Source organism: Methanomassiliicoccus luminyensis B10, assembly GCF_000308215.1.
Classification (GTDB): domain Archaea; phylum Thermoplasmatota; class Thermoplasmata; order Methanomassiliicoccales; family Methanomassiliicoccaceae; genus Methanomassiliicoccus; species Methanomassiliicoccus luminyensis.
The window spans coordinates 58313-84055 of the sequence record NZ_CAJE01000013.1; the positions used below are offsets into that span (position 1 = coordinate 58313).

The 25743-nt window shown below is 61.4% G+C and carries 26 protein-coding genes; 17 read left to right on the forward strand and 9 right to left on the reverse strand.

Annotation, left to right across the window (positions count from 1 at the left end; translation table 11 throughout):
• Positions 1-4: 4 nt before the first annotated feature.
• The 5 genes from WYS_RS07070 to WYS_RS07090 all read left to right on the forward strand — a co-directional run bounded on the left by WYS_RS07070 (position 5) and on the right by WYS_RS07090 (position 2141).
• The gene (locus WYS_RS07070; RefSeq protein WP_019177468.1) at positions 5-298 is read left to right on the forward strand and encodes a 50S ribosomal protein L37ae; all 294 of its coding nucleotides are present in this window, start codon (positions 5-7) and stop codon (positions 296-298) included.
• Positions 299-304: 6 nt separating this feature from the next.
• Positions 305-439 (forward strand): DNA-directed RNA polymerase subunit P, encoded by a 135-nt coding sequence (locus WYS_RS07075; protein ID WP_019177469.1) that lies wholly within the window; start codon positions 305-307, stop codon positions 437-439.
• Positions 440-443: 4 nt separating this feature from the next.
• Positions 444-686, forward strand: a complete 243-nt coding sequence (locus WYS_RS07080; RefSeq protein ID WP_026068909.1) for a KEOPS complex subunit Pcc1 — start codon at positions 444-446, stop codon at positions 684-686.
• Positions 679-1044: a prefoldin subunit beta gene (locus WYS_RS07085; RefSeq protein ID WP_019177471.1), complete on the forward strand. Its 366-nt coding sequence runs from the start codon at positions 679-681 to the stop codon at positions 1042-1044. Before WYS_RS07080 ends, WYS_RS07085 begins: the two co-directional genes overlap by 8 nt.
• A 125-nt stretch (positions 1045-1169) precedes the next feature.
• Positions 1170-2141, forward strand: a complete 972-nt coding sequence (locus WYS_RS07090; RefSeq protein WP_019177472.1) for a DHH family phosphoesterase — start codon at positions 1170-1172, stop codon at positions 2139-2141.
• A 5-nt stretch (positions 2142-2146) separates the two neighbouring features.
• On the opposite strand, the gene WYS_RS07095 is transcribed toward WYS_RS07090, so the two are convergent.
• Complete coding sequence (locus WYS_RS07095; protein ID WP_019177473.1) at positions 2147-2659, reverse strand: hypothetical protein; 513 nt, start codon at positions 2657-2659, stop codon at positions 2147-2149.
• Between the two features lie 264 nt (positions 2660-2923).
• On the opposite strand from WYS_RS07095, the gene WYS_RS07100 reads away from it, so the two are divergent.
• From WYS_RS07100 to WYS_RS14675, 7 genes are all read left to right on the forward strand, one after another.
• On the forward strand, positions 2924-3352 hold the full coding sequence (locus WYS_RS07100) for a hypothetical protein (RefSeq protein WP_019177474.1): 429 nt from the start codon (positions 2924-2926) through the stop codon (positions 3350-3352).
• Between the two features lie 718 nt (positions 3353-4070).
• Positions 4071-5624, forward strand: a complete 1554-nt coding sequence (locus tag WYS_RS07110) for a right-handed parallel beta-helix repeat-containing protein (protein WP_162137714.1) — start codon at positions 4071-4073, stop codon at positions 5622-5624.
• A 249-nt stretch (positions 5625-5873) separates the two neighbouring features.
• Positions 5874-6116 (forward strand): hypothetical protein, encoded by a 243-nt coding sequence (locus tag WYS_RS07115; RefSeq protein ID WP_049796287.1) that lies wholly within the window; start codon positions 5874-5876, stop codon positions 6114-6116.
• Between the two features lie 2 nt (positions 6117-6118).
• Positions 6119-6328 carry a hypothetical protein gene (locus tag WYS_RS07120; protein ID WP_026068910.1) on the forward strand — a complete coding sequence of 70 codons (210 nt, stop codon included), beginning with the start codon at positions 6119-6121 and terminating at the stop codon, positions 6326-6328.
• Positions 6329-6427: 99 nt separating this feature from the next.
• On the forward strand, positions 6428-8131 hold the full coding sequence (locus WYS_RS14670) for an adenine deaminase C-terminal domain-containing protein (RefSeq protein ID WP_019177479.1): 1704 nt from the start codon (positions 6428-6430) through the stop codon (positions 8129-8131).
• Positions 8132-8790: 659 nt separating this feature from the next.
• The gene (locus WYS_RS07130) at positions 8791-9306 is read left to right on the forward strand and encodes a phosphoribosyltransferase (RefSeq protein ID WP_019177480.1); all 516 of its coding nucleotides are present in this window, start codon (positions 8791-8793) and stop codon (positions 9304-9306) included.
• Between the two features lie 195 nt (positions 9307-9501).
• The gene (locus WYS_RS14675; RefSeq protein ID WP_081579890.1) at positions 9502-13035 is read left to right on the forward strand and encodes a cobaltochelatase subunit CobN; all 3534 of its coding nucleotides are present in this window, start codon (positions 9502-9504) and stop codon (positions 13033-13035) included.
• Between the two features lie 19 nt (positions 13036-13054).
• On the opposite strand, the gene WYS_RS07140 is transcribed toward WYS_RS14675, so the two are convergent.
• From WYS_RS07140 to WYS_RS07150, 3 genes are read right to left on the reverse strand one after another with little or no spacing between them, the layout of a single operon-like run.
• On the reverse strand, positions 13055-13846 hold the full coding sequence (locus tag WYS_RS07140; protein WP_019177482.1) for an ABC transporter ATP-binding protein: 792 nt from the start codon (positions 13844-13846) through the stop codon (positions 13055-13057).
• Positions 13843-15027, reverse strand: a complete 1185-nt coding sequence (locus WYS_RS07145; RefSeq protein WP_019177483.1) for a FecCD family ABC transporter permease — start codon at positions 15025-15027, stop codon at positions 13843-13845. The genes WYS_RS07140 and WYS_RS07145 overlap by 4 nt, the downstream gene beginning before the upstream one ends.
• Before the next feature lie 12 nt (positions 15028-15039).
• Entirely contained in the window at positions 15040-16104 is a 1065-nt protein-coding gene (locus tag WYS_RS07150; protein WP_019177484.1) for an ABC transporter substrate-binding protein, read from the reverse strand.
• Between the two features lie 159 nt (positions 16105-16263).
• On the opposite strand from WYS_RS07150, the gene WYS_RS07155 reads away from it, so the two are divergent.
• From WYS_RS07155 to hpt, 3 genes are all read left to right on the forward strand, one after another.
• On the forward strand, positions 16264-16833 hold the full coding sequence (locus WYS_RS07155; protein ID WP_147654346.1) for a hypothetical protein: 570 nt from the start codon (positions 16264-16266) through the stop codon (positions 16831-16833).
• A gap of 9 nt (positions 16834-16842) precedes the next feature.
• Positions 16843-17292 (forward strand): hypothetical protein, encoded by a 450-nt coding sequence (locus WYS_RS07160; RefSeq protein ID WP_019177486.1) that lies wholly within the window; start codon positions 16843-16845, stop codon positions 17290-17292.
• Between the two features lie 173 nt (positions 17293-17465).
• Positions 17466-18023, forward strand: a complete 558-nt coding sequence (gene hpt / locus WYS_RS07165; RefSeq protein ID WP_019177487.1) for a hypoxanthine/guanine phosphoribosyltransferase — start codon at positions 17466-17468, stop codon at positions 18021-18023.
• Here the strand turns inward: hpt and WYS_RS07170 are convergent.
• Both WYS_RS07170 and WYS_RS07175 read right to left on the reverse strand, forming a co-directional pair.
• Entirely contained in the window at positions 18016-18819 is an 804-nt protein-coding gene (locus tag WYS_RS07170; RefSeq protein WP_019177488.1) for an ABC transporter permease, read from the reverse strand. The two genes, hpt and WYS_RS07170, sit on opposite strands and share 8 nt — an antisense overlap.
• The gene (locus WYS_RS07175) at positions 18816-19730 is read right to left on the reverse strand and encodes an ABC transporter ATP-binding protein (RefSeq protein WP_019177489.1); all 915 of its coding nucleotides are present in this window, start codon (positions 19728-19730) and stop codon (positions 18816-18818) included. The genes WYS_RS07170 and WYS_RS07175 overlap by 4 nt, the downstream gene beginning before the upstream one ends.
• 93 nt (positions 19731-19823) lie before the next feature.
• Here WYS_RS07175 and WYS_RS07180 point away from each other — a divergent pair, with 93 nt between their 5' ends.
• Complete coding sequence (locus tag WYS_RS07180) at positions 19824-21404, forward strand: tripartite tricarboxylate transporter permease (RefSeq protein ID WP_019177490.1); 1581 nt, start codon at positions 19824-19826, stop codon at positions 21402-21404.
• On the opposite strand, the gene WYS_RS14680 is transcribed toward WYS_RS07180, so the two are convergent.
• The 3 genes from WYS_RS14680 to WYS_RS07195 are packed head-to-tail and all read right to left on the reverse strand — an operon-like array spanning position 21357 to position 24527.
• On the reverse strand, positions 21357-23564 hold the full coding sequence (locus WYS_RS14680; RefSeq protein WP_019177491.1) for a DNA polymerase domain-containing protein: 2208 nt from the start codon (positions 23562-23564) through the stop codon (positions 21357-21359). The two genes, WYS_RS07180 and WYS_RS14680, sit on opposite strands and share 48 nt — an antisense overlap.
• On the reverse strand, positions 23561-23800 hold the full coding sequence (locus WYS_RS14685; RefSeq protein WP_019177492.1) for a hypothetical protein: 240 nt from the start codon (positions 23798-23800) through the stop codon (positions 23561-23563). The genes WYS_RS14680 and WYS_RS14685 overlap by 4 nt, the downstream gene beginning before the upstream one ends.
• A gap of 1 nt (position 23801) precedes the next feature.
• Positions 23802-24527, reverse strand: a complete 726-nt coding sequence (locus WYS_RS07195; protein WP_162137715.1) for a hypothetical protein — start codon at positions 24525-24527, stop codon at positions 23802-23804.
• 215 nt (positions 24528-24742) lie between these two features.
• Here WYS_RS07195 and WYS_RS07200 point away from each other — a divergent pair, with 215 nt between their 5' ends.
• Positions 24743-25720, forward strand: a complete 978-nt coding sequence (locus tag WYS_RS07200) for an MBL fold metallo-hydrolase RNA specificity domain-containing protein (protein ID WP_162137716.1) — start codon at positions 24743-24745, stop codon at positions 25718-25720.
• Positions 25721-25743 lie beyond the last annotated feature (23 nt).

Genomic DNA, 25743 nt, shown 5'->3' on the forward strand with positions numbered 1-25743 from the left:
CAGCATGTCCAAGTCGACGGAGAAAGCAGGTAGCTCGGGAAGGTTCGGTGCGCGCTACGGTGTGGTCGTTAGGAACCGCACCCGCGACATCGACAAGATGAGGACCGCGGCGCATGAGTGCCCGTCCTGCCACAGGACGAGCGTGTCGAGGGTCAGCAGCGGCATCTGGGAGTGCTCCAAGTGCTCCACCAAGTTCGCTGCTGGCGCGTACTCGCCGCTGTCCAAGAAAGAAACCTCCGAGGAGATCCGGGCCAAGGCCGCTGCGGTCGAGAGCGAGGAGATCGCCCCCCAGGAGTGAGCAGGAATGTACAAGTGCGGGAAGTGCAACGAGCCCATCCGCTCCAACGTCAACACCGTTGGCATACAGTGCGAGAAGTGCGGCTCCAAGATCTTCTACAAGGAAAGGCCCAACGTAAAGAAGGTCGTCAAAGCCCGGTGAGGGGATGCCGCGGGCAACCCTTCGCTTGGCCACCCCGCATGCCCAGGCCGTATGGGGTGCCCTGTGCCCGGAAGTGGGCCGGGAGATTCCCCGCACCCGGGTCCGCATGGACCGGGACGACGGCGGGATCGTCCTGCGCGTCGAGGCCTCTGACCTCGGCGCGCTGAGGGCCGCCCTTAACTCATACCTCAGATGGATAAGGATCTCAGAAGAGATCGGCAACATGGTAGGTGAACAGCATGGATGATCTAAGTCCCAAGGTCCAGAACCAGATCGCTCAGTTCCAGCAGTTGCAGCAGCAGTTGCAGGCTGTGCTCAACCAGAAGTTCCAGATAGACGCCCAGGTCAAGGAGATGACCCGCACCGTGGAGGAGCTGAGCAGGTCCCCCCAGGACGTGGTCATCTACAAGAGCATCGGCTCCCTCCTGATCAAGGCAGAGAGCAAGGACGCCGTCCTCAAGGAGATCGAGGAGGACAAGGAGACCATGGAAGTGCGCCTCAAGTCCATGGACCGCCAGGAGAAGGCCCTGAGGGACAAGTACCAGTCCCTGCAGGACCAGCTCAACAAGGCTCTCGGCGCCCCCGGCAAGCCCGGAGAGAACTAAACCCCATCCCCTTCCGGGTCCGCCCGGAAGAAGAAATCGCTTCCTGTTCTTCATTAATTCCCTCATCCCTGACCATCTGACCGTATCAGAAACAGGTTTATACGAACCGCGCATACTGCCGGGCAATGCTCGATGTCATCGCCCAGAAACTGCGGGGCGGGAGGAAGCTGGTACTGCTGCACGGCAACGCCGACCCCGACGCCTTGGGCTCTGCCTATGCCATCTATCGCGCTTTTCCCGATGTCGCCGTGGCGGCCTTCGGCGGCCTTGACCGGGTGTCCAAGGTCATCGCCTCCAAGCTCGGCTTCACCGTCCTCGAGAGCGCCGATCTCGGCGACTATGACATCATCGTGGCGGTGGACTCGTCCTCCCACGACCAGCTGGGAGTGGACGTGTCGGGGCGCGAAGTGATCGTCATCGACCACCATTCCCAGAGCGGGGATTGGGAGCACTGCCTGTGCTACATCGACGAGGGCAAGAGGAGCTGCGCGGAGATGGTGTTCGCGCTGCTCCGCTCAGCCGGGATCACGGTGGAGAGGGACGCCGCGCTGGCCCTGGGGGCTGGGATGCTCACCGACAGCGGGCACTTCCGGTTCGCCAATACCGACCTGCTCCGGGCCTTCGCCGAGCTGATGGAGGCCTCGGGCATCAACATGGACGAGATCATGGAGATGACCGACCTGGAACCGGACGTCTCCGAGAGGATCTCGCAACTGAAGGGGGCGCAGCGGCTCCGGTTCGAGCGGGTCGGCGAGAAGATCGTGGCGATATCCCTCGGCAGCGCCCATGAGAGTGCGGTGTGCAAGGCCATGCTGGGCATCGGCGCCGATGTCGCGTTCGTCGGCTCGCAGAGGGATGAGAGGTTCAGGATCAGCGCGCGGGCCCGTCAGGACCTGGTCCGCGAGGGCTTTCACCTCGGCAGGCTCTTCGACGAAGTAGGGGGCGAGACGTCCAACAGCGGGGGAGGCCACGCGGGGGCCGCCGGGCTGACCGGAGTCGGCGACGTGGAGGCTATGCTGAACATATGCCTCTCCAAGACCATGGACTTCTTCCGCGCGGCGGAAGGGAGGGGGGCCAAAGCCCCCCCGGCGGCGTGATCAGCTCACTTGGCCTTTCCCTTCATGCGCCCCCCGGTGGCCACCATGCCGCCTCTCTGGGGCGCCACCACGCTCTGCACCCTCTTCTTGGAGGGGGTCTTGTCAGAGGGCGTGTCCTTCAAGGTCTTGTTGCGCAGGCCCAGCTGCTGCTTGTCGATGGCCTTCGAACTTGTCGGCGCGGACCTGCTGGACCGTTTCTTCGCGGGCACCATGCCGCCCCTCCGGGGCGCGTTGACCTCCGAGATGTCCTTGCGCACCCGGTCGGTCGCCGCCGCGGTCGCGCTGAGGGTCTTGTTGCGCAGGCTAAGCTCCTGCGCGCTGGTGAACTCGCTCCCCGCGCTCGACCGCGAGGCCGATCTCCCTCCCCACTTCCTCTGTATCTCGAGGGCGATCGCGTAATCCATGCTGTAGCCGCTTGAGCCGCTGCCGGAGGCCTTCTTGGCCACGGGCCCCTTCCTTACGGACCCGGACGACCGCTTCTTCGACGGCTTCGCTTTGAGCTTCTTGCTCGCAACCATTAATGGAGTCCCTCCGATTCTTTTGGTATCTACCCCCAGCGCATAGTATACAAAGCCTGGGCGCTGAAAAAGCGAAATGACCAGCTAGCGGGCCGCGGAGGAGGTAGCGGAGTACTTATCGATTCCCGACCGGACGTCGACCGGGGGCCTCGGAAATGTTCTTCTAGGGCGGTCGACAACTGGCAAAGAGGTCAGGGAGCAAATTCTAAGTTTGCTCGATCAGGCCGCCCGTATCGAGGCTAACGGCCTCGGGATGGTGGTCTCGTGAGCGGCTACGACAGCACGGACCGCTTCCGGCCGCCTAAGGTCATCTCTCAGAAGAAAGAGGACGACCTCGAGATGGACGGGCTTAGGGAGGCGAGAGAGCGCGACAAACTCCTAGGCCGCGCCCCTGTCCGTTCCTTGCAGGCGCAGGTGTCCACCGGCCGCACCATCGCCGACGTGGAGAAGGAGCTGGCGGTGATGCGCATCGACGGGGACCGCATAACCCTGCTCAAGGAAGGCCCCTACTCGAAGGTGCGCCGCCTGCCGGATCCCAAATCTCCTGCGGTCCAAGGAATTGTGACCGCATGGGAACGGGACCGGCCCCGCTACCGTGCGTTGCTCATCAAGCACGGTTGGATACAGCCCGATAACGTCATCGACGCCATCATGCCAGCACGGGAGTTCGACCGGCGCATGGGGGTGTGCTGATGCCATCTGATCGCGAGGACCTTTCCCTCTGCGATCGAACCGTCCTCAAGGCCGTCGAGTCCGGGGGCCGTGCCTCCCTTCCCCTTCTTTTTTCTATTTCATCGGGGCAGACGCCATCATTCCCTTGTTTTTGATAGTTTCTCAATACTTCCCCTCGCCCGCGGACGGAGCGAACGGAACGCGGCGTTCATGCCTGCCCCTGCTCTCTTAAGGAATTCGGGGCGGTTGTTCACCGCTTAACAACTCATCTCTTCGAGAGGCCTGGACAGCATATTCTCGCCCGTTTGTGGGTTTCCTCATTCCTTCCCTTCGGCTCCAGACGGTGTCGCGTAAGTGCTTGCGCAACGCCACTCCTTATTTTCCTAGAGATGTAACGTCAAAATGAAAGCGTAGATCTTGCCGACCACGCCCCCTAACACCCCACCGATTTCATGAATTATCATCGAGAATTCGGCGCTCGACGCCTCATTCCCTCCTTCCGGGAACTTTCGAGAACGTTTCTGCACTACTGGCCGGGCATTTTCCGATAAAAATGCCGATACCGGAAAGGTCTCTCCATGTGGGGCTCTGGAAATTATCGGTCCTGTCCCCGGAGTCCTTGTTCTTTCCAAGACTTCGCTATTGATAACGACCAACTATCAAACACAGTATCGTTTTATATTGTCGCCGTCAGTTCCTCTTCCACTTCCCCCACTGGGACATATGGAGAACGAGTATCTTGAGAGACCTCACCAGAAAGGCATTGCTATCGATCGTTTCATTCTTGTTGATCGCATCGCTGTTCGCTCCCCTGGGAGCGATAGGCAACGTGCAAGGAGATCCGCTCTCCCTCGAAACGCACGACGTCATACGCGTGAACAATGAAACGGAATTGAGCACCTTGATATCGAACGAGGGATGGGACGGCACCGGGAGCGCCGATGATCCGTACGTCATCGAGAACTTGAGCATCAACGCGTTAGGCTACGGTGCCGGGATATTCATCGGCAATACCACCTCGCACCTGGTGATACGCAACTGCACGATCTATGATGCTGAATGGCTTCTGAGCGAATATCAGTACGGTGGCAACATCCTCCTGTACAACGTGACCAATGCCGTGATCGAGAACAACATCTGCTACGATGTCAACGGCGGGGACAGCGACGGTATCGACCTGTTCTATTCTCATGACAACATCGTCAGGAACAACAATTGCAGTGACAACCGCTTCTACGGCATCTACCTTAACACCTCGAACGACAACGTCATCGAGGATAACACCTGCAACTTAAATGATTACGGCATCTACCTGGAAGGCTCATACGACAACATCGTCAATAACAACATCTGCAACTCGAATAATGACTACGGCATCTGCCTGTTCATCTCGAACGACAATGTCGTCGGGAACAATACCTGCAACTCGAATTATTGCGGCATCGGCCTGTCCGCCTCAGCCGGCATCACGATGGAGAACAACATCATCGCCGATGCCGAGCGCTATGGCATCTATGTCGCTTATACCACGGACAGCACCATATACGGCAACGCCGTCATCAACTGCGCCGAATACGGCATCCGCCTTAGCTCCTGCTACGACAACCTCCTCTACCGGAACGTCTTCGTCAACAACAATGGGGCGACGTCCGAGTACAATAACACTCACGTCCAAGCGTACGACGACGGCGACAATGATTGGAACTCCTCGTCCTACGGCAACGTATGGAGCGACTGGATCTCGCCTGACGTGAACAGGGACGGCATCGTCGATTCGTCGTATGCGATAGACGGCGGCTTGAAAGTCGACAGCTATCCCCTGGTCACCGTTCCCCACGTCACCATAACCTCGCCTGTTAACGGGACCGTGACGAAGTCGAGCACTGTGCTGGTCAGCGGAACTGCCGATCCCGATTGCCCGCTGGTCATCAACGGAATAATGGTGCATGTCAACGAGAACGGCACCTTCTCGGTCGTCATCGCTCTGCTGGAGGGGAACAACACCATCGAAGCGACCTCGGGATTCCCGGTGCTGACCGCTGAGGACAGCGTCACCGTCACATACATTGACCAGACCCCTGGGCTGCTGGACGATATCGACGAGATCCAGGACCGCTTGGACGAGGCGTCCGACCGTATCGACGACCTCACCGCGCAGCTCAACGTCCATGATGTAAAGGCAGCGGACGACAGCTCGCTGGCCTTGATGGTCGGTGCCGTCGGCGTGGTCTTCGGCATCGTGGCCGTCGGGCTGTTCTTCTTCATGTACGTGAGGAAGCCGAGAACGCCGTGAGACGGCGTAAACCTCTTTTCCCTTCCCTGGATATGACGATATCTGCGGGGCCGGGGCGAGGTCGCAGCGGAACACTTTCGGTTCAAACCACTTAGCATTATCATTTTTCATAGCTCGATGATTTCAGGATTGCCAGCATTATCGACCCACTTTTATCTAAATCTACCAGGGTGGTTTTCGCTCCACTCCCTCCGCAACCGACGTTAAGATGCCTTCGCTGTCCAACACGTCCACAAGGAGACAAAACAAATGGACCAAGACAACGAACCGAGAATGAAGATCGGGCCGAACGGCGAGAAGATGTACTCCCTAGAAGAGGTAAAGGCCCGGCTGGAACTAGTGTACGAGAGATCGTCCAAGCGCGTGGCCCCGGAGGCCCGCAAGAGCTGCTCACCCCTGGTGGTGCTCAAGGAGGCCATTGACATCGTTCAGAGGGCCATCGACGGCGACAGCTCTGAGCTAGATGCTATCGTCAACGGCAGGAGGGCTTAGAGGTGGTGGATATCCAGACCGAACGAATAATGATGGCGCACACTGACGTGCTGTTCGATGACGCCGACGACGATTGCCCGAAGAAAAAGATGGCCTACAAGATGATGGAGAGCATTCGACAGGCCAACAACCAGGAGATATTGGAGCAGATCAGAGGTATCGCCAGGACGCCGTGCAACCCTAGCTGTCGCCACCGGCATCGGGCTCGTTGAATAAATCAACCGCCTCCCTAAACCTGGAGGCGATTTTTTTCCTTTTTTAGTTAATGTGATAACATAGGTTCTTTAGAACATGGCTCAAATGAATGCAACATGTTAACTTATGGCGACCTGATCGACGAGGCGAGGGCCGATTTCATCAACGGCTTCTTCGTGGACGTGGTCCGCGGAGAGATCTATCCTGCGTGCGTCAATTTCCGCGACGGGAAGATCGTCAGGGTGGAAAGGAAGGAGTCCGCGCCTCCCTACTACATCCTGCCCGGGCTGATAGACGCGCACGTGCACATCGAGTCGTCGATGCTCACGCCGTACCGCTTCGCCGAGAGGGCCGTGGCGCACGGGACGACCTCGGTGGTGGCGAACCCCAACGGGGCGGCCAGCGTGGCGGGGATGGAGGGCATAAGATACATGGTGGAGGACGGCAGGAGGACGCCGCTGCGCTTCTACTACGCCGCGCCTTCCAGCACGCCGTCCGCCGACGCCGGGACCAGGGGCTCGGAGATAGGATGGAAGGAAGTGCGGGCGATGCTCTCGCGCGACGACTTCGTGGCGCTGGGGGAGATCGAGGACCACCACGCGGTGCTGGATGACGACGCCGAAACGATGGCCATGATAGAGGTGGCGAGGGAGGCGGGGAAACCCATCGACGGCCACTGCCCCGGCCTGAGGGGGTACGAGCTTGACCGCTACGTCATGAGCGGCATCTCTTCCGAGCACTCCTCGGTGTCGCCGGCAGAGGCAGCGGAGAAGGCCCGCAGGGGGATGAGGATTATGGTGCGGGAGGGGAGCTCGGCGCGGGACCTGAAATACATGCTGCTATTCGCGATGGAGAACGAGCATCTCTTGGTGACCAACGACCTCCGCCCCTCGGACCTGATGGAGGGACATATGGACAACGTGCTCCGGAAGGCGGTGGCCGCGGGGATGAACCCCATGCAAGCGATACGCGCGGTGACCCTTTGGCCGGCGCGGCACTACAAGCTGCCCGGCGGCTCGCTGTATCTGGGAAGCGATGCCGACTTCATCGTGGTGAACGATCTGACGGAGTTCAGGGTGCTGGAGACCTGGATCGGGGGAAAGCAGGTGGCCAGCGAGGGGCGGGCCCTGTTCGAGATGGCGCCGTCCTTCACCATGGGCTCGGGCATCGTCCCCATCAACTTGCGGGCTGGCGACCTCGCCGTGCCGGCGGAGCGGGGGAGGGAGAGGGTGAGGGTGATCGAGGTATTGCCTGAGCGGGTGGAGAGCGGGGCGGGGACCGCCGAGCTGTACGCGTACGACGGTGAGCTGCAGCCAGACCCGTCGCAGGACGTCCTGCTCATGGCAGTGGTGAGCCGATACCACGGGTCCGGGCCGGCCGTGGCGTTCGTTCGGGGCTTCGGGCTTCGCTCCGGGGCTATAGCGTCATCCGTGGCCCACGACGCGCACAACCTCATCGGCGTGGGGGCGGACCCCGGGAGCCTGGCGTACGCCCTCAACGAGGTGGCGGCGCAGGGCGGAGGGTACTTTGCCGTGGACGGGGAGCGCGCCTATGGCCTGGAGCTCCCGGTGGGCGGGCTGATGAGCGACCGGCCGGCCGAGGAGGTCGCTGCCGGGGAGAAGACCATGAACGAGGCGGTGTGGGGCATGGGCTCCCGGCTGTACGCTCCGTTCGCCGCCCTGTCGTACCAATCTCTCCTTTCGGAACCGGAGCTGAAGCTCAGCGACAGGGGGCTGTTCGATACCGTCAGGGGAGAGTACGTCGACCCCGTCATCGGGCGGAGGAGGATCATGTTGGATCAGAGGGCGGGGGCGCCTTGAGGTTGGACCGGATCACGTGAGGCGGGGGTGCGTCTTCGCATCATGGCCCCGCGGGGTTCGTACGCTGCCTTCACCATGGGGCTGCCTCGCTGAGGGAGCGTATTGTCATGCTGCCGCCGGGTCGCCTCCTTGGCGATCCCCCGGTCCCCAAACTTTCCGGTCGTCCTGTGTCAACGGAGGTCCTGGAGACACTGGCGGCTTCGATCTCGGAGATGGTGAAGTTGCCGCGAGGCATCGACGTGGGGACGCCGTGGATTCGAGATCGCCGGAGCCCCCAATATCTTCTTGAAAGGGCCTTCTTTCAATGCAGTAGCCCGACAAAATAATGAAGTGTGCGATAGTCCGATCGTCCATGAAATTAACGAGGAGGGTCGAATGGATCTTACAGCTTGGTTTTTATCGCTCACATTCACAAAAAAGTTTTTTTCCAGAGCCGCTATCCCGTATGATAGATAGCCACGGGGAACATGCGAATTGTGCCCCCGGGGCACCGGCTGAGGGGATTCACATGGACAAGATCGAGAGCTTTCTGTGCAAGCTTGTAACCTATGACGAGATAATGAAATGGACCGCCAACATTGCCAAGCAGATCAGGGCCTGCGACTGCAAGCCCACTGTCATCGTCGGCCTCACTCGGGGGGGGCTGGGTCCCTGCCAGGATGCTCTGCGACCTGCTGAGCGTGAAGAAGCTGTACGCGGTCAAGACGGAGCATTGGGGGGTGACGGCGAACCTCGACGGCAAGGCCCTGCTGACGCAGGAGCTCATCGCCGACGTGGCCAACGAGAGCGTGCTGGTGGTCGATGACATCACCGACACCGGGGAGTCGCTCATGCTGGCTATGGCGCACCTGTTCAAGAAGCAGCCGGCCGAGCTGAAGAGCGCCACGCTGCTACACATCACCCACTCCAAGATCGAGCCCGACTTCTACGCTGTTGAGGTCCCCAAGGAGAAGTGGGCCTGGTTCATCTGGCCCTGGAACCTGCACGAGGACCTCAGGACACTGCTGCCAAAGACGCTGTATGAGCCGAAGACCGTCCCGCAGATCAAGAAGGCGTTCAGAGAGCAATTCCATATCACCGTGCCGGAAAGCCACATAAGGATGACGCTGAACGACCTGGCGAAGAGGGGAGCGGTGAGAAAGAACGGGAAGGCGTGGGAGAGGAAGGTGGCTTAAGCCGACCGTTAGGTCCGGCCGGACGCGCGCACGAGGGCGCACCGATCTTAGTGCCATCGGCCTCGCCAGGCATTGCCATGGTGTTTCCCGGCACCGCCCCCGAACATGTGGCCAGCCCGAGCCTGATGCGGCGGCGCAGCAGAAGATATGAATAATGCCAAACCGATAGGATGATGCATCCAACGGAGATAGCGCATGCCCTTGATCATTACCGTGGCCTCGGTATCAATGCCTGCCCTTGCGCAGGTCTGCAGGTACGCTGAGAAGAACAAGGACAGCGGCTTCGATTTCCGGATCCATTACTTGGGCGGGGGCGATGGTGAGCACAAGGACTGCATAGAGGAGGATGTGAGGAACGCCGATCTGCTGCTCACCGACCTCATGGGCGCGTCCCGGGAAACATACTCCAAAGTGGTAAGATCGGCAAAGGCATGCAAAGGCCAGAGGCTGGCCATAGGGGGCATGGCGCCGTCGCTGAGCCGCTTGGGCGGTTACGACGCAGCCTCGTTCAGGATGAACAGGGCCGATGAGGAGAACCTGCACCGCATAGGGGAATGCTGGAAGCGCGCTGAATACCAGGACATAGATTATATCTTCACCTCGGTCCTCAAGAACTACCTTGGCCAGGACCACCTTCCGGACGTCCCCTGCTCGGAGGCCAGGGAAGGCGTGTACATAAAGGACCCCGTTACTCTCAAGGAATACGGGTCGGCCGACGACTACTTCGAGGACCTCGGCAGCGTGCCCGGAGGGGGGCGCGTCGTCCTGACGTACAGCGGCAACAGCTACCCGACCCGCAGCATCGAAGCGGTCCGCATGCTTTTCGAGAGGATGCGCGAGTTCGTTGATGTTCTTCCGATAGCCATGAACAGTTACAACATACGATATGTTCCGATGATGAGATCGCTGATCGGGACCCCCAATCTGATCGTCAACGTCCTTCCGTTCCGCTTCATGGCCGGACCGATGGGCGGGGACAGCGTATCGGCCACTGAACTCCTGCGAGAGCTGGATGCGCCATACCTCTCACCGTTCTTCCTGACGAAAACGACCAGGGAGGAATGGGGGTCCCGCAAAGCAGGAACGAACCCCATGGAATTCATGCTCTATATCTTCCTGCCGGAGCTGGACGGCGCGCTGTGCACCATCCCCCTCGGGTTCAACGAGGCCGTGGGCCGCCTGGAAGGATATGACCTCCCGGTCACGGAGATCGCCCCCTTGGAGGACCGAGTGGATCGCATCGTGGGAAAGGTCCGGAGCTACATGAGGCTCAGGACGAAGCCGAACAGCGAGAAAAAAGTGGCCATCATATCGTATAATTACCCTCCCGGCGAGGGCAACCTATTTGGCGGGTCCTTCCTCGACGGCTCCGGATCGATATCCTTGATACTGGACATGTTGACATCAGAAGGGTACAGCACGAAGGCCATGCCCCCCGACGAGATCATAGATTCCTTCGTGAGGAACGGGACCCTGAATGAAGGCCAGTGGATGTCCCCGACCGACAGGATGATAACATACGATGGGGGCGGGAAACACCCGGACCAGGTTTCTAGGGCCTGGGGGCGGCCGCCCGGCAGGATCATGACGGAGAACGGCAGGTACATGATCCCCGGGACGGTGAACGGGAACGTGTTCATAGGCCTCCAGCCGCCCCGCGTGCCGGGCTCGGAGGATGTCTCCGGGAGCTACCATGATCCGGACCTCCCCCCGCACCACCAGTATATGGCAATGTACGAGTGGATAAGGGATGTTTTCAAGGCCGATGCCATCGTGCATCTGGGAACTCACGGGACCTTGGAGTTCCTTCCCGGCAAGGAGTCCGCGGCATCCTCCGAATGCTATCCGGACATGATGATGGGCGACTCGGTCCACATATACATCTACTACTCCGGGAACCCCTCCGAGGCGATGATCGCGAAGAGGAAGTCCCATGCGTGCCTGGTGAGCTATATGCCGCCGCCGTTCGTAAAGAGCGGGACCTACGGCGACCTGGTAGAGCTGGAAGAGGCCATAGCGGAGTACCGGGAGAGCATCAAGACCGACATCGGCAGGAGCGAAGCACTCCGGGAGTCGATAGAGAGGAAGGCGTCGGGCATGCGCCTTCCCGCGGACATCGAGGAGCTTGAGGACGAGCTCGTATCGATACGCGAATCGCTTATTCCGAAGGGACTGCACAGGTTCGGGAAGGCCTTCGACAAAGAGGATGCCGAAAGCTACGCCATACATGCTATGGGGTTCCCTCACGACGGCGTTGTGCCTTTGGAGAGCCTGCCGGAGCTGGACGCCCATGATGTCGAGCGGATCTATCGCGAGTACAATTCGGACAGGACCGTTCCGGACGTCATAAAGGACCATACCGAGGCGATCAGGTCCCTGGAGTATGAGCACAGCCTCGTCCTCAGAGCGTCCAGGTCCGACGAGCTGGACGGCCTCCGAAGGGCATTGGAGGGCAGGTTCATCGACGTGAAGCCGGGCGGGGACGCCATGAAGGACCCGGAGGTCCTCCCATCGGGGTACAACATCGTTCAGTTCAATCCGGACCGCGTCCCCACAATGGCGGGCTTCGAGAGAGGCAGGCAGGCCGCGGAGGACACCATATCCCAGTACGAAGAGGTCGCCGGCAGCTATCCGTGTAGCGTGGCCCTGGTCCTCTGGGGGCTGGAGACCTCCCGCACCCAGGGAATGACAGTAGGGCAGATCTGCTGGTATCTCGGACTGAGGCTGGTCAGAACGTCCGGGGACTTTGCCAGCCGGTTCGAGGTGGTCCCGCTCGAGGAGCTGGGCCGCCCCAGGATAGATGTCACTGTGTCCATGTGCGGCTTCTTCAGGGACATGTTCCCGAACCTCGTCCCGGGGCTGAGCCAGCTGTTCTCGATCGTCAGCTCTCTGGACGAGCCCGAGGACCTCAACTACTGCAAGGCCGGAACACGCCGTAACCGCGAGTTCCTGAGGTCGAAGGGGTATAGCGGCAATGAGCTGGACGACCTGTCGGAGTGCAGATTGTTCGGTCCCCCCAGGGGCGAATACGGGACATCCATGACCGGCATCGTGAACAGGTCCTCGTGGAAAGACGAGGGCGAGCTCGGCAGCTCGTTCACGGAGAGCCTCCGCTACGCATACACCCACAGCTCGCAGGGGTACGACGCAAAGGGACTCCTGGAGGTCAACCACAGGGAGGTCCAGGTCGTGTCCCAGGTGAGGGACAGCACGGACCGGGAGCTGATCGACCTGGACCACTATTATGAGTTCCTCGGGGGGCTGTCCAAGGCGGTGGAGATCGCGCGCGGCGGGAAGAGAGCGTCGGTCTTCGTCGTCGACGGCAGCGGCAGCAAGGTAAGGACGCTGGGCGTCAGGAGGTCCATCGAGCGCGGGGTGCGCACAAGGCTGCTGAACCCAAAATGGATAGATGGCCTCCTGGAGGTCAGATATCACGGGGCGCAGAACATCAACGACCGCTTTGAGAACGTGCTCGGCCTCGCCGCCACCACCGGAGAGGTGGACAGCGGGGTCTTCAGCGACATGCTGAAGTGCTACGTCGAGGACCAAGACATGCGCAGGCGCGTCAGGGAGAACAATAACTGGGCCTACATGTCCATGCTGAGCAGGCTGTCCGAGGCCAGCTCCCGCGGGTATTGGAACGCGACGGACAAGGAGCTGGAGCTGCTCAACAGCGCGTACATGGAGTCGGAGGAGATGGCGGAGGCCGAGACGGACAGGGACAGCTGAGGGCGGAGGTGCCACAGCCTCAAGCGCGGTCTGCCATAGCGTCCGTTTCGGAGTCGTAGGAGCGAACGAACCGGCCGTGCCGGTCCTCCGCGATGTCGGCCGTGACCCCGTAGACGTCCTTGATCATCTTGGGCGTTATCACGTTCTCGGGCGTTCCGATGTCATAGACTTTGCTGTCGTTCAGGACCATCACGCGGTCGGAATACCGCATGGCCAGGTTCAGGTCGTGAAGGGCAACGATGAGGCACGCGTTCTTCTCGCGGATCATGTTCCTCATGATGCGCATGGTGTCGAGCTGGTTGCGCAGGTCGAACGAGCTGGTGGGCTCGTCGAAGATATAGAACTCTGGGTCCTGGGCCAGAGCGCGGGCTATGAAGGCCCTCTGGCGCTGTCCGCCGGACAGTTCCTGGACGTCCTTGTCGAGGTACATGTTCACGTTCATGGTGATCATGGCGTCCGCCGCGATCCTCAGATCGTCCCGGGAGTACGTCCATTCGACGTACGGCCTCCTGCCGATCAGCACGAGATCGTATACGGTGGAGTACCCGAAGCTCGTGGTGCTCTGAGGGACATAGCCGATGAGCTTTGCCAGCTCCTTAGTGTCCATTCCCCGCGTGTCGTTACCGTCGATGCTTATGGTCCCCTTCCTGGGATCGTATACGCTGCACAGCGTCTTTATCAGGGTCGACTTCCCGCAGCCGTTCGGCCCCAGGATGGTCAGGAGTTCCCCGCTCTTTGCGGTGAAGCTTATATCATCGATGACCAGATCTTTCCCGTACCCCTGGCTGAGGCCATTCACTTCTAGGATCATAGCTTGCCCCTCCACTTCCTGCGGGTGACCATCCAGATGAAGAACGCCCCTCCGACCAGGTACAGGATTATGCCGACCGGGATCTGGTCAGGCCTCACTATGGTCCTGGCGACGATATCCGAGAACAGGAGTATCGCCGCGCCCAAGAGCGCTGACGCCGGAAGGACGTAACGCGTGTCGTTTCCCATGACCATCCTGCACATGTGGGGCGCCATCAGGCCTATGAACCCGATCACCCCGGCGAATGCGACGCACGAGGACGCCACCAGAGTGCTGACGATCAACCCGCGGTTCCTGAGCTTCCCCACGTCCACCCCGACGTTCTTGGCTATCTCGTCCCCCGCCGACAGGCTGTTTATGTCAAGGGCCAGCTTCTCCAGGTATATCACGCACGGTATGACTATGGGGGTCAGGATCACGATGGCGCCCCATGTGGCGTTCCACATCCCGCCCATCAGCCAGTTCGTTATCTCGCGAAGCGCCTCGTCGTCGGACACGTACTTCGAGAAAGATATTCCCGCCTGGAAAAGGTAGCTGATGACCACCCCCGACAGCACCAGCGTCGAGCGGGACGCGTCTTTCTTGGCGATCCTCAGCACGAGCAGGATGCTGAGCATGCCGAACACGAACGACATTATGACCAGGACGATGTTCTCCACGGTCATCTTGAACCCCAGGAAGTCGAAGGTACCGTAGAACGCGCTTCCGAACAGGGATGAGCCGAACACTATGGCGATGGCCGCGCCGAACGACGCGGCGGTCGACACGCCCAGCGTGAAGGGGCTCACCAGAGGGTTCCTGAGCAGACCCTGCATCACGGTGCCTGCGGAGGCCAAGGCCACCCCGGTCAGGAGGCACAGGAGCGTTCGCGGAAGGCGCTCCCTCATTATGATGGTATCATACCATCCCGCCTCAGGGAGGGAGATCCAGGCCGGGAACAGGTGGTGTCCGATGACCGACAGCGTGTCCCCGAACGGGATGTCGACGGAGCCTATCGCCAGCGAGCACACGAACGCGATCACGCTCAGCGCGGCCATCGAGGATATGAACAGCAGCTTGCTCCTTAGGGATGTGTCATAGTGCCCTTCGATGAGATCGTGCTCGAGGCTCCCGCTGATGACCGACACGATGCGCTCTCGCTCGGCATCGAGATCGTCCACGCCTCCTTGAACGTTGACCATGGATTCACCGCGTCAAGCCACTTCTACGATGAGGTTCTCCGTGCTGTAGTGCAGGCCGAAAGCGTCGTTGAACGCCTGGACCATCTCCTCCGCCTTGTCGCCGACATCGGCGCCGAACGCGTCCGCGTACAATATGCGGGAGATGCAGGACAGCGCCCCGTTGACACAATCCGTGGAGAGGGCGTACACTTGCTTGTTCTTGACGCATGTAAGTTGTGTGTAGTCTACGTTCTCCCCAGAGGACAGGAACTGCTGGTAGTTCTGCTCGGGAGTGTCCATGCTATACAGGAACAGGTAGTCCAGGGTGTACCTGCCGTCGAAGTTGATAAGGACGGACGGATCCTGATAGAAGTACACGGTATCCTTGACGGTCGGGTCGATGGTGCGGGTGTAGCTCTTTCCGGAAACGCTTTCGACGACCTTCACGGCGGCGGATGCGTGGGTCTGGTAGAACCCCGACGAGGCCATGTGCAGCACGAAGTTCTTGTCCTTGGTGTCGCTGAGATCGAACTGATCAACGAAAGTCTGGCATTCGTTGAAAAGTTCCATGTACCTGCTGTAGTTGGTTTGGGCCGCCTCTGTCGCCCCGAACAGATTGATGAGCAGCCTGAGATTATCGCCGATCACGTACGGGTCCGTGAGATCGATGTATATTACCTCGATCCCCACCTCTTTCAGCGCGTCCGCGTTGGTAAGCCCCATGGTGACAGGGGTAAGAATGACCTTGGAACCATGACTGATCATGGTGGCCCCGTCCGGCGCGGAATAGTCGCCTATGGAGAATGAGTTGTCAAAGTACTCCGTGAACTTCATGCCGTAGGTGGAATCCAGTCCGGCGACCTGGTCCTCGACGCCAAGGATCTTCATGAAGATCGGTATGTACTTGTGGACCACGGATACGTTCGAGATGGGCGTTGCAATGGAGTGCTTGTAGCCCTTCGCGTCGGTGAATGTATACTTCTCTCCCTGATCCTCATCGCCGCCGTCGCCTGCGTTCAGATGTTGCGCTACTGACACTGCCGCTACGACGATGACGGCAACAACTATGATGGACAGTATCTTCACTTTCTTATCCATGGCTCGTCCCGCTGGAAGGGAACGCCTAGTGAATATTTAATCAATTGGTCGATACATCCAACAACACGTCTATTCAGGATATACATCCAATGACATATCTAATTGGATTATACATCCAACAGTTTATATTCGCGGAGAACATCACTGCCCCCGAGTCTTATGGCGTTAGCGAAGTCTCAAAAATATCTCGTGGTCGGCATTGTGGTCGTACTTGCCGCGGCGATCGTCGCGGGCGCGTGGTACCTTGGCAAGGACACCGATGCTCAGGAGCCTGGAAAGAACGCGAAGGACCTGGCAAGCAAGTTCGCCGAGAACTACGACGGTTCGTTCGGACAGTTCGAGCTGAACTCCACCTCCACGTCCGACCACGCCGTAGTGGTGAACGAGACTGGAAGTTCCTATCTGAAATACAGCATGATCAACTACGTATCTACGTCGGACGCGCAGAGCCAGTTCGATGAGATAAAGCTGAAGATCGAGTCCATGGAAGGAGTCATGGGCGGGACCCCTACCGAGATCGAGAACATCGCCGGGTTCGATGGGATATGCGCTTACAAGATGGACATTAAGATCATGCAGAAAGAGTTCACCCTGGTCTACTTCGTGGCCTACGTTGACTGGGTGCTCATCGATGCATCAGAGGGCCCTCTGTACCACTCGGGTTCGTGGGCTACGGAGACTGAGATCACGGAACTCTTCGCGGCGGTCTCGGCCTCCCTCTCCCCGTGAGGCGATAGGATGGTCAGGCCGAACGCGCTGGACATGATCGATGCTTTTATTTCGTCGTATGAAGGGATGTTCGGAAGGTTCTCCAAGGACGATGAGACCGCGCCCATGTCGGCGTCGGCCTCATCTCCCGACGGGGACAACGTCAGCGTCGTTCGCTTCGACATCCCTGATGACGTCGTGTCGGAGTTCGAGAACCGCAAAGCGTTCATCGAGTCCAAGCGCGGCAGGCTGGGTCCGATGGGGAAGCTGCAGCCGTTCGATTGCCGGTGCGATTTCGAGGATTCCTTCGGCGGCATCCTGAACTTCAACCTTCTGGGAAAGGTCGGAGGATTCTTCTTTTTCACGGCACACAAGAACGGGGTCCTCCTGTTCATACAGGCGTATTCGACCGCCGGCAAAGGGCAGGTCCCCGACCTGGAACGGGACGAGATCATCGAAGCTGCCTACAGGACCATGTGAGCCCCGAAAACGTTTTCCTTGGCACTGCTGCGCGCAGTGCTGACCATTTAATGAATGGCGAGCCATTTTCCACTCGGCAGATGCGCATATTCTCTGGCCCCATGCCTGGGAGGGGCAGTTTGTTCTTTGAGCAGCGAAGCAGCCTTAAATCATCCGTCATCGTTCGGTCCATCGTGCTGCAGCGTTTCAAGAAGAGCCTGGCCGACGCCCCGGTCATCAAGGTGGGCAAGTACGACTACTTCGTTCACCCCATGACCGACGGCATCCCCCGCGCCGACCCCGAGGTGCTGGACGAGGTGGTAAAGGAGATGCTGCGGATAGGCAGCTTCGACTGCGACGTCATCCTCGCCCCCGAGGCCATGGGGATCCCCATCGCCGTCCCGCTGTCCCTGGAGCTGAGGATACCGTACAGCGTCATAAGGAAGCGCGGCTACTCGCTGCCCGGCGAAGTGCGGGTGGACCAGCAGACCGGGTACTCCAAGGGCGCCATGTTCGTCAACGGCCTGAGCAGGGGGGACCGCGTAGCCATAGTGGACGACGTTCTGTCGACCGGAGGGACCCTCAGGGCCGTGGTCCTCGCCCTCAGGAGCATCGGCGTGGAGATCGTCGACGTCCTGGTGGCGGTGGAGAAGGGCAACGCGAAGGAGAGGCTGGAGGCCGAGCTCGGCATCGGGATCAAGACATTGGTCAAGGTCGAGGTCCGAGACGGGCGGCTGGTCGTCCTCACTTGATGAGCCGCTTCTTCATCAGGTACAGCGCGGGGAAGAACGTGACCAGCGTCAGCACCACCAAGTAGATGGTCGAGTAGACCCAAATGGAGTCGCCGATGCCCAGGGCCATGTTCCTCACCAGTATGCTGACGTGGGTGAGCGGGAGGAAGTACGCGATGGGTTCCGCCGGGCCGAGCTGAGAGATGGGGAAGAAAGTACCGCCCAGCAGGAACATCGGGGTGACCAGCAGGAAGAAGGGGTAGTTGAACGAGTCGATGTTGGGCACCAGGGCGGTGAAGATCATGGCGATGGAGGAGAACATCAGCCCGCCCAGGAACGCGAACGCTGGGATCAGGAGGAGCGTCCCCGCAGTGAACAGCACCGACGGGAAGAAGGTCAGCCCCATCAGCAATATCACCGCCAGCACGATGGTGGAGTTGATGAAGCTCTTGGTCGCCCCCCACAATATCTCGCCGGCGATGACGTCCTCGATGCTCACCGGAGTGGCGATGATGGCGTCGAACGTCTTCTGGTAATGCATCCGCACGAACGAGCCGTAGGTGCACTCGAAGAACCCCCCGTACATGATGGATATGGCGATAAGGCCGGGCGCCAGGAACCGCACGTAGCTGATGTCGTGGCCGGCGTACTGCAGCCCCACCACCAGTCCGCCCAGCCCCGCCCCCATGGCCACCAGGTACAGCAGCGGCTCGAAGATGGACGGCAGGAAGTTGACCTTCCAGGTCTTGAGGTACACGTCGGCGTTGCGCCTCCACACCATGAGCGCGCCGGGGCCGATGTTGGAGAGCATGCTCATTCCCGCAGCCTCCGGCCGGTGAGCTTCAGGAACACGTCCTCCAGGGTGGCCGGGCGCACCGTGGAATACACATCGGGCAGCTGTGCCCGGAAGTCCTTCTGCACCAGCTGGCAGTTGTCGGCGTACACGTAGATGCGGTCCGCCGAGCGCTCGATGTGCTCTCCCCTCGACCTCAGGTACTCTTCCGCCAGGGTCCCCTCGGGGTCGATGACCTCCATGACGCACGGCCCCACCGCCTCCCGGATGAGCTCCTTCGGCCTTCCCTCCACGAGGAACCTTCCGTCCTCCATGATGACCAGGCGGTCGCACAGCTGCTCGGCCTCGTCCATGTAGTGCGTGGACAGGATGATGGTGGTGCCCCTCTTCTTCAGCTCCCTGATTTTCTCCCATATGAGGTGCCGGGCCTGAGGGTCGAGACCGGTGGTCGGCTCGTCCAGGATGACCAGGTCGGGGTCGTTGATCAGCGCCCTCGCCACGATGAGGCGGCGCTTCATCCCCCCGGACAGGTTCTCGATCTGCTCGTCCGCCTTCTCGGTCAGCTGCATGAACTCCAGCAGCTCCCGGGACCTGGTCATCGCCTGGACCTTGGGGATGCGGTAGTACCTGGCAAAGGTGACGAGGTTGTTCAGGACGGAGAAGTCGGGATCGAGGTTCGTCTCCTGCGGGGCCACCCCGATGCGGCCCTTGATCTCCCGGGACCGCGTCCGCGCGTCCATGCCCAGTACGTCCAGGCATCCGGAGGTGATGGGCGACACGCACTGGATCATGCGCATGGTGGTGCTCTTGCCCGCACCGTTGGGACCGAGGAAACCGAAGATCTCGCCCTGCTCGATGCGGAACTCGATGTGGTCCACGGCCGTGAACGAACCGAACTGCTTCACCAGGTCCCTGGCCTGAACCACAACGGTCATAATGTTCCCCAAAATCCACGTCGGTCGTATATATTTCCAGCGTATACTACGAGCAGGGGTCCGTATTAACCTTCTGGCGGTCGAGAGGGGCAGGTGGACCTCGCTATGCTGTTGGCGGTATCGTACTTCGCCCTGCTAGGCTCGGCCCTGGGGACGTTCACCGGGGTGGTGCCGGGGATCCACGTCAACACCCTGGCCCTGCTCCTGGTGACCCTGTCGCCCGCGCTGCTCCCTCTGATGGGGAGCGCCGCCGAGCTACTGGGGGCCGGGAGAGACAGCGCGGTCCTGCTCATGCTCGCGGTCATCGTGTCCGCGGCGGTGGCGCACTCCTTCCTGGACTTCGTCCCCTCCATATTCCTGGGGGCGCCCGATGAGGACGAGGCGCTCTCCATCCTACCAGGGCACCGGCTGCTGATGGACGGGCGGGGCGCGGAGGCGGTCCTGGCCGCCGCTTCCGGCAGCTTCATGGGCGCGACGGTGGCGGTGGCGCTGTCGTTCCCCCTCTACCTGGTGCTGGGCCCTCCCCTGGAGCTGTATCGCGTCCTGGATACGATCATCCCGGCGGTCATCGTTCTCGCCCTCATCTCCCTGGTCATGTCGGAGAAGGGCGGGAAGGAGGCTAGCGCGAGCATCAGGGTGCGCAAGGCGGAAAGGTGTCCTCTCACGGTGAGCATCGTCCGCCCGGTCCCGGTGCATCGCCAGGCCGTAACGTTGTGCGGCACGGCGGTCCGCGTTCCGCTGAGGGGGCGATGGCTCCGCAACGGGACCGGGGAGTGGAAGGTGCGCGGCCGCGTTCCCATGGGGAGCGTGCGCGTGGAGGGGGAATGGACCGTCCGCCGTCCGCGGTGGAAGAAGCGGGCCCTGGCCTCGTTCCTGATCCTTATCTCCGGGCTCCTCGGCCTTACGGCCACGGAGGGCCGCCTCCCCGTGGTCGGCGCGTTCCTCGGCCTCGACCACAGCATCATGTTCCCGCTGCTCACTGGGCTGTTCGGCCTGCCCGCCCTCATCCTATCAGGCAACGCCCGGCCGCTCCCTCCCCAGTCCGAGGCGGAGGTGACGGAGTTCGACCTGCGCTCCGGGATCGTAGGGGCGCTCTCCGGCGGCCTGGTGGGGTGGTTCCCGGGGATCAGCTCCACCACCGGGGTCATCATCGGCTCCGCCTTCGGGAAAGAGGGGCGGGGAGCGCAGTCGGCGAAGAGGTTCATCACCATGGTCTCCGCCGTAGGCACCTCCTCCACGGTGTTCGGGCTGCTGGCCCTGGCCATCGCCTACAAGGGGCGCTCCGGGGCGATGCTGGCGGCGAAGGATGTCCTGGGGAACGACGGCGCCTCGCTGATGTCCCTGCCCTCGCCGTACTTCCCCATGCTCCTGGGGGCGGTGCTCGTCTCCGCGGCGGTGTCGTTCCACATCACCATACGCGTGGGCGAGCGGTTCTCCCGGAAGGTCGCCGGGAGGCCCCTGGGGCGGGTGAACGCCGTTCTCATCGTCGCCATGGTCGTCCTCGCCCTGGCGTTCTGCGGCCTCCCCGGACTGGTCATACTGGCCGTTTCGACGCTCCTCGGCCTGGTCCCTCCGCTGCTGGGGGTGAACCGGGTCCATCTCACCGGCTGCCTGCTCATCCCCTCGCTACTTTTCTTCATGGGCTGGAAGGACGCCTTGCTGTCCTTTCTTTGACCTGCCCTCGTCCCTGGCCCTGAGATCCTCGAAGGCCCATCCAAAGGGAGAGAGGAGCTCGCCGGCACCGCGGAGAGCGAGGTCGACGTAGCGTTCGGCATCGTATCGCTCGCTCCCTTCCAGGAACGGTGCCGCCCTCACCCGGTCCCGGGAGCTCCTGCTCCCGGGGTCGAGGATAAGGTACTCCACCGCCTGCCCCGGCTGCAGTTCGAAGCCTTCGTCGTTCAGCTGCCGCAGCGCCGCCACGGAGTCGTTGAACTGCACATAATCCTCCAAGCGCTGGGATATTCTCTTGCGCAGGATCAGCCGGTCCACCGGCACGGCGCCGTCGCGAAGCTTCGATATGCAGCCGTCGAGGATATCGAGGGAGGATGGCACCGCGGCCAGGAAGGACGCGGCGTCCCTCGCTTCCGACAGCCGCTCCAGCATGTCCCTCTGAAGGTCCTCTACCAGCACCGGGGTGTCCCTGCGGCGGAGCGCTATCCCCCGCAGCTTGAGCTCGCCGCTCTCGAACCGGCCGTAGTAGCGGTTCAGCGCCCCCACCCCGGTAGATATGTTGGGCAGGAACACGATCCAGTCGTAGCGGCCCTCCAGCTGCAGGTCGATGCCGACCTCCCTGGTCACTTCCCCGCAGTACGAAGCGATGTCCCCCTCGCCGAGAAGCCACAGCGAGTCCACGATTCCGTGCAGGACCTCGAAGCCCCGCTTCCCCGCCAGATCGGCCGACCGCACCAGGATGTCCCGGCCGAACGCGTTGATGGCCTCATGGCACTCGATGCGCCCGAACCGGGCGTTGCGGTACCCGGTGTAGCCGAAGCAGGTGACCAGGAGCCACTTGAGCATCTTGGAGCGCTGCTCGTACATCTCCCGCTTCGCCCCCTCCTTGTTCTTCAGGTCCTTGTACAGCCGGCGGCGCTTGAGCACCGGCACCAGCACGTGGGGGATGAGGCCGGTGCGCCTCTCGCATATCCGGTAGCCCAGCTCCGGCACGACGTGGCGGGACTGGGGGCAGCAACCGCACATCATCGTCTCCGGGGAGATGTTGTGGCGGACCATGATGCTGGGATAGAGAGAGAAGAAGTCCACCTCCCACACTCCCCCGTGCACCCCGACCTTGGGCTCGTAGATGAAGCCGCCGCGGTCCGAGGCGATAAGGGCCATGGCGGTCTTGAAGTCCTCGGGGCGGTTCTTCTTCCACTGCACGACGTGGCCGGTGCGCAGGGCCTCGTTGATCTGCATGGAGCTGATAGCGCTGCCAGGGGACATGCGGGAGAGGTCCTGGATCGTGATGAGGGAGAGGCGGGAGAGCTCGATGAGGCCGTGCATCCCGCTCTCGGCGAAGATGAAGGAAGTTTCCCGGTCGATGTGCACCCGGCCGCGCAGCTTGTAGGCAGGGGGCTTGTACAAGATGCGGCCATAAGTGAAGTAGCTCTTGCCCCGGGCGGTCCTCCGCCCCCGGTCCCGGCCGAGCTCCAGCTCCATGCCGTTGGCCTCGGCCCTCTTCTGCAGGTAGGGCAGGACGAAGCTGTCCCCCTTGCGGGTGTAGATCACGTCGGGGTCGCGCTTCCGGATGAGCGCCTGCAGCTCCCCGATGACCTTGTCCTCCGGGCCGTCGATCTCGGCGCCGTCCACCGTGACCGACGCAATGGGGTCGCCGAAGGTGGGGATGCTCCCGCCCCCCGCGCGGACTCCGAGGTCCACCGACCTCAGCCTTGGTATCGGATAATCGATGCGCAGGTTCGAGTCGAGGGAGCGCAGGGACGGCAGCTCCGTGAGCCCCATAGGGAAGATCTTCCGGTCCGTGAAGTATCGCTGGTCCATGCGCAGGTCCACGTCGTACAGCAGGTAGTCGCGGTAGCCACCCCACATGTCTATCGTGACCGCCAGCGGCTGGATGCTGGAGTAATCGGGCACGGCGATGGAGAGCACTTCTCGCTTCTCCTCCCCCAGCCCGGTGCGGCGGCGCACCTTCGACACTCCTTTCACACCTATCATGGCAAGGTCATTGACCAGCTTCCCCGTGCGGCCCTGGGGGGCGCGCACGCAGATGCGGGGGACGAACTCTTCCTCGATGCGTTCCGCTCCCGAGTTGGTCTTGAACCACGTGACCATGCGGTTCGTCTCGTGGTCCGCGTAGCAGTCGAGGACCCAGCCTTTCATATCCTCTCCTTCAGCCGGCGGATCTCCTTCTCCTGCTCCAGAAGAATGGAGAGCAGCGCCCCCTCCACGGGATCGGAGAACGCCGCGTACGAGGACGCGGAGGCGTGCATCCTCGCCCGGTTGACCATCTGGTCGAACGCTTCTCGGTCCTCTCGGGGGAGCGCCCGCCTGAAGTCGTCCCAGCTGCCGATGATCGACTCCAGCGTCGTCCGGTAGGTCGGAACGGTCCTGCCCATGCTATCGCCTCGCGAACTCCCCCAAGGTGGTCTGTCCCCGCGGCACGGGGCGGTAGAATACGCTCTCCCCTCGGAGAGGGAGGGTTATGCGCAGCGCCCGGGAGGCGTTCTCGACGCGCATGATCTCGTCTGCCCCCTCGTAGACGAGGTCACGGAGGCCAGGGGGCATCGGCCCCCGGCTGGTCACCAGCACCGCTACCTTGTCAGAACTGGCTATCGCGCGCAGGCGCTCCATGCATCTCCTGACCAGCTGGTGCGACTCGGACCTGCGCATCTCCTTGTCCTGGAACATCTCAGGGAGACAAGAGATGACCACCATGCCCGCGCCAGTCCTGGCGACCTCCTTCTCCAGCCGCTCGTCGATGAGGTCGACGAGCTGATAGGCGGTGAAGGCCCTTGCCACGTTGATGCTGTCCAGGACCTCGGCGCGGCCCATGCCGCGGCGACGGCAGGCCCGTCCGATCTCATAGGGGTCCACGGTGCAGCCGCCGTCCACCCACACCACGTCCCGCTCCAGATCCCTTATCCCATTTACGCAGAGTGCGGGGATGAGATCCAGGAGCACGCGGCCGGGGCTGTCGATCAGAGTGACGCTGCAAGGGCGGAAGCCCTGGAAAACGGCGTCCAAGACCGGGATGGAGGTGCGCACGCACCTCTCCTCCGCCGCCGAGGGAGGGGGCATCGGGCCGCCCGCCGGCATCCTCTCTGTCCAAACCGAACCGCTCATCATATCCCTTCTTCCTCTTTGAAATATAATTATAAATTGATAGGAGAGGGAGGTGCCCGAAAGTGCGGATGGAGGTCGGCGGATCTGGCTCGATGCAAAGAGGACCGCAAGCGCTTCCGGCCCGAGCGGGATCATTTCAAGACCCGCCACGTCCCTTCGGTCCTTGCTGGAACCGTAAGGATAATTTTAACTATCGAACCAGTTATGGAAAGTTCGTGTCGGAGAGAGCTTTGGAGATCAGGCTCGGGAACGGGGTGGAGGTCCTGGGCGAGGAGGAGTTCTACTTCGACGCCGAGACCATCGGGACCTCGGGCACTTTCTGCATATCCCACGCGCACTCGGACCATCTCCCCAAAAGGGTGGAGGGGCGCGAGGTGGTCTGTTCCGATGTAACGCTCAAGTGCATCGAGGGACGGACCAAGCACCCTCTGAACAAGATAGACCATCCCGGCGTGGCGATGTTCGACGCCGGGCACATGGCCGGCTCCCGGATGTTCCAGGCGGAGCAGTGCGGGAAGAGGGTGCTGTACACCGGGGACCTGTGCACCCGCGACCGCTTCGGTTGTGCGGGAGCGAAGCCGGTGAAGACGGACGTGCTGATCATCGAGTCCACCTACGGCCGCCCCGGCTACGTGTTCCCGCCGAGCGAGGAGATGGGCAGGGTCATGCACGACTGGGCCGAGGACACCATCTCCCAGGGGCACTCGGCGGCCATGTTCGCCTACCCCTTCGGGAAATCGCAGGACCTCATCAAGATACTGGACGACATGGACCCGCTGACCGACCAGTCAGTGTACAACGCCACCTCTGCCATAAGCTCGGAGCGCGATCCATACAACTTCCGCCTGTACTCTGAAGAATTGGCTAACGATCCGTTCGTGGTGGTATGCACTCCCTGGTTCCGCAAGTCCTCGCAGGCGGACTGCTGGCGCCGCAACGGCATGAGGACCGCGGCAGTGTCCGGCTGGGCCCTGGACCGCGGGTACCGGTACAAGATGCGCGTGGATGAGGCGTTCCCGTTCTCCGACCACGCCGATTTCGAGGAGCTGCTGGCGTTCACCAAGGCCTGCGAGCCGTCCGTCGTCCTGACGCACCACGGTTTCGACGCCGACCTGGCAAGGGAGATCGAGAGCAGGCTGGGTATCGAGGCTAGGCCCCTGATCAAGAACCAGAGGTCCCTGCTGGAGTTCTGAGGCCCGTTCCACGGTCAGGCAAG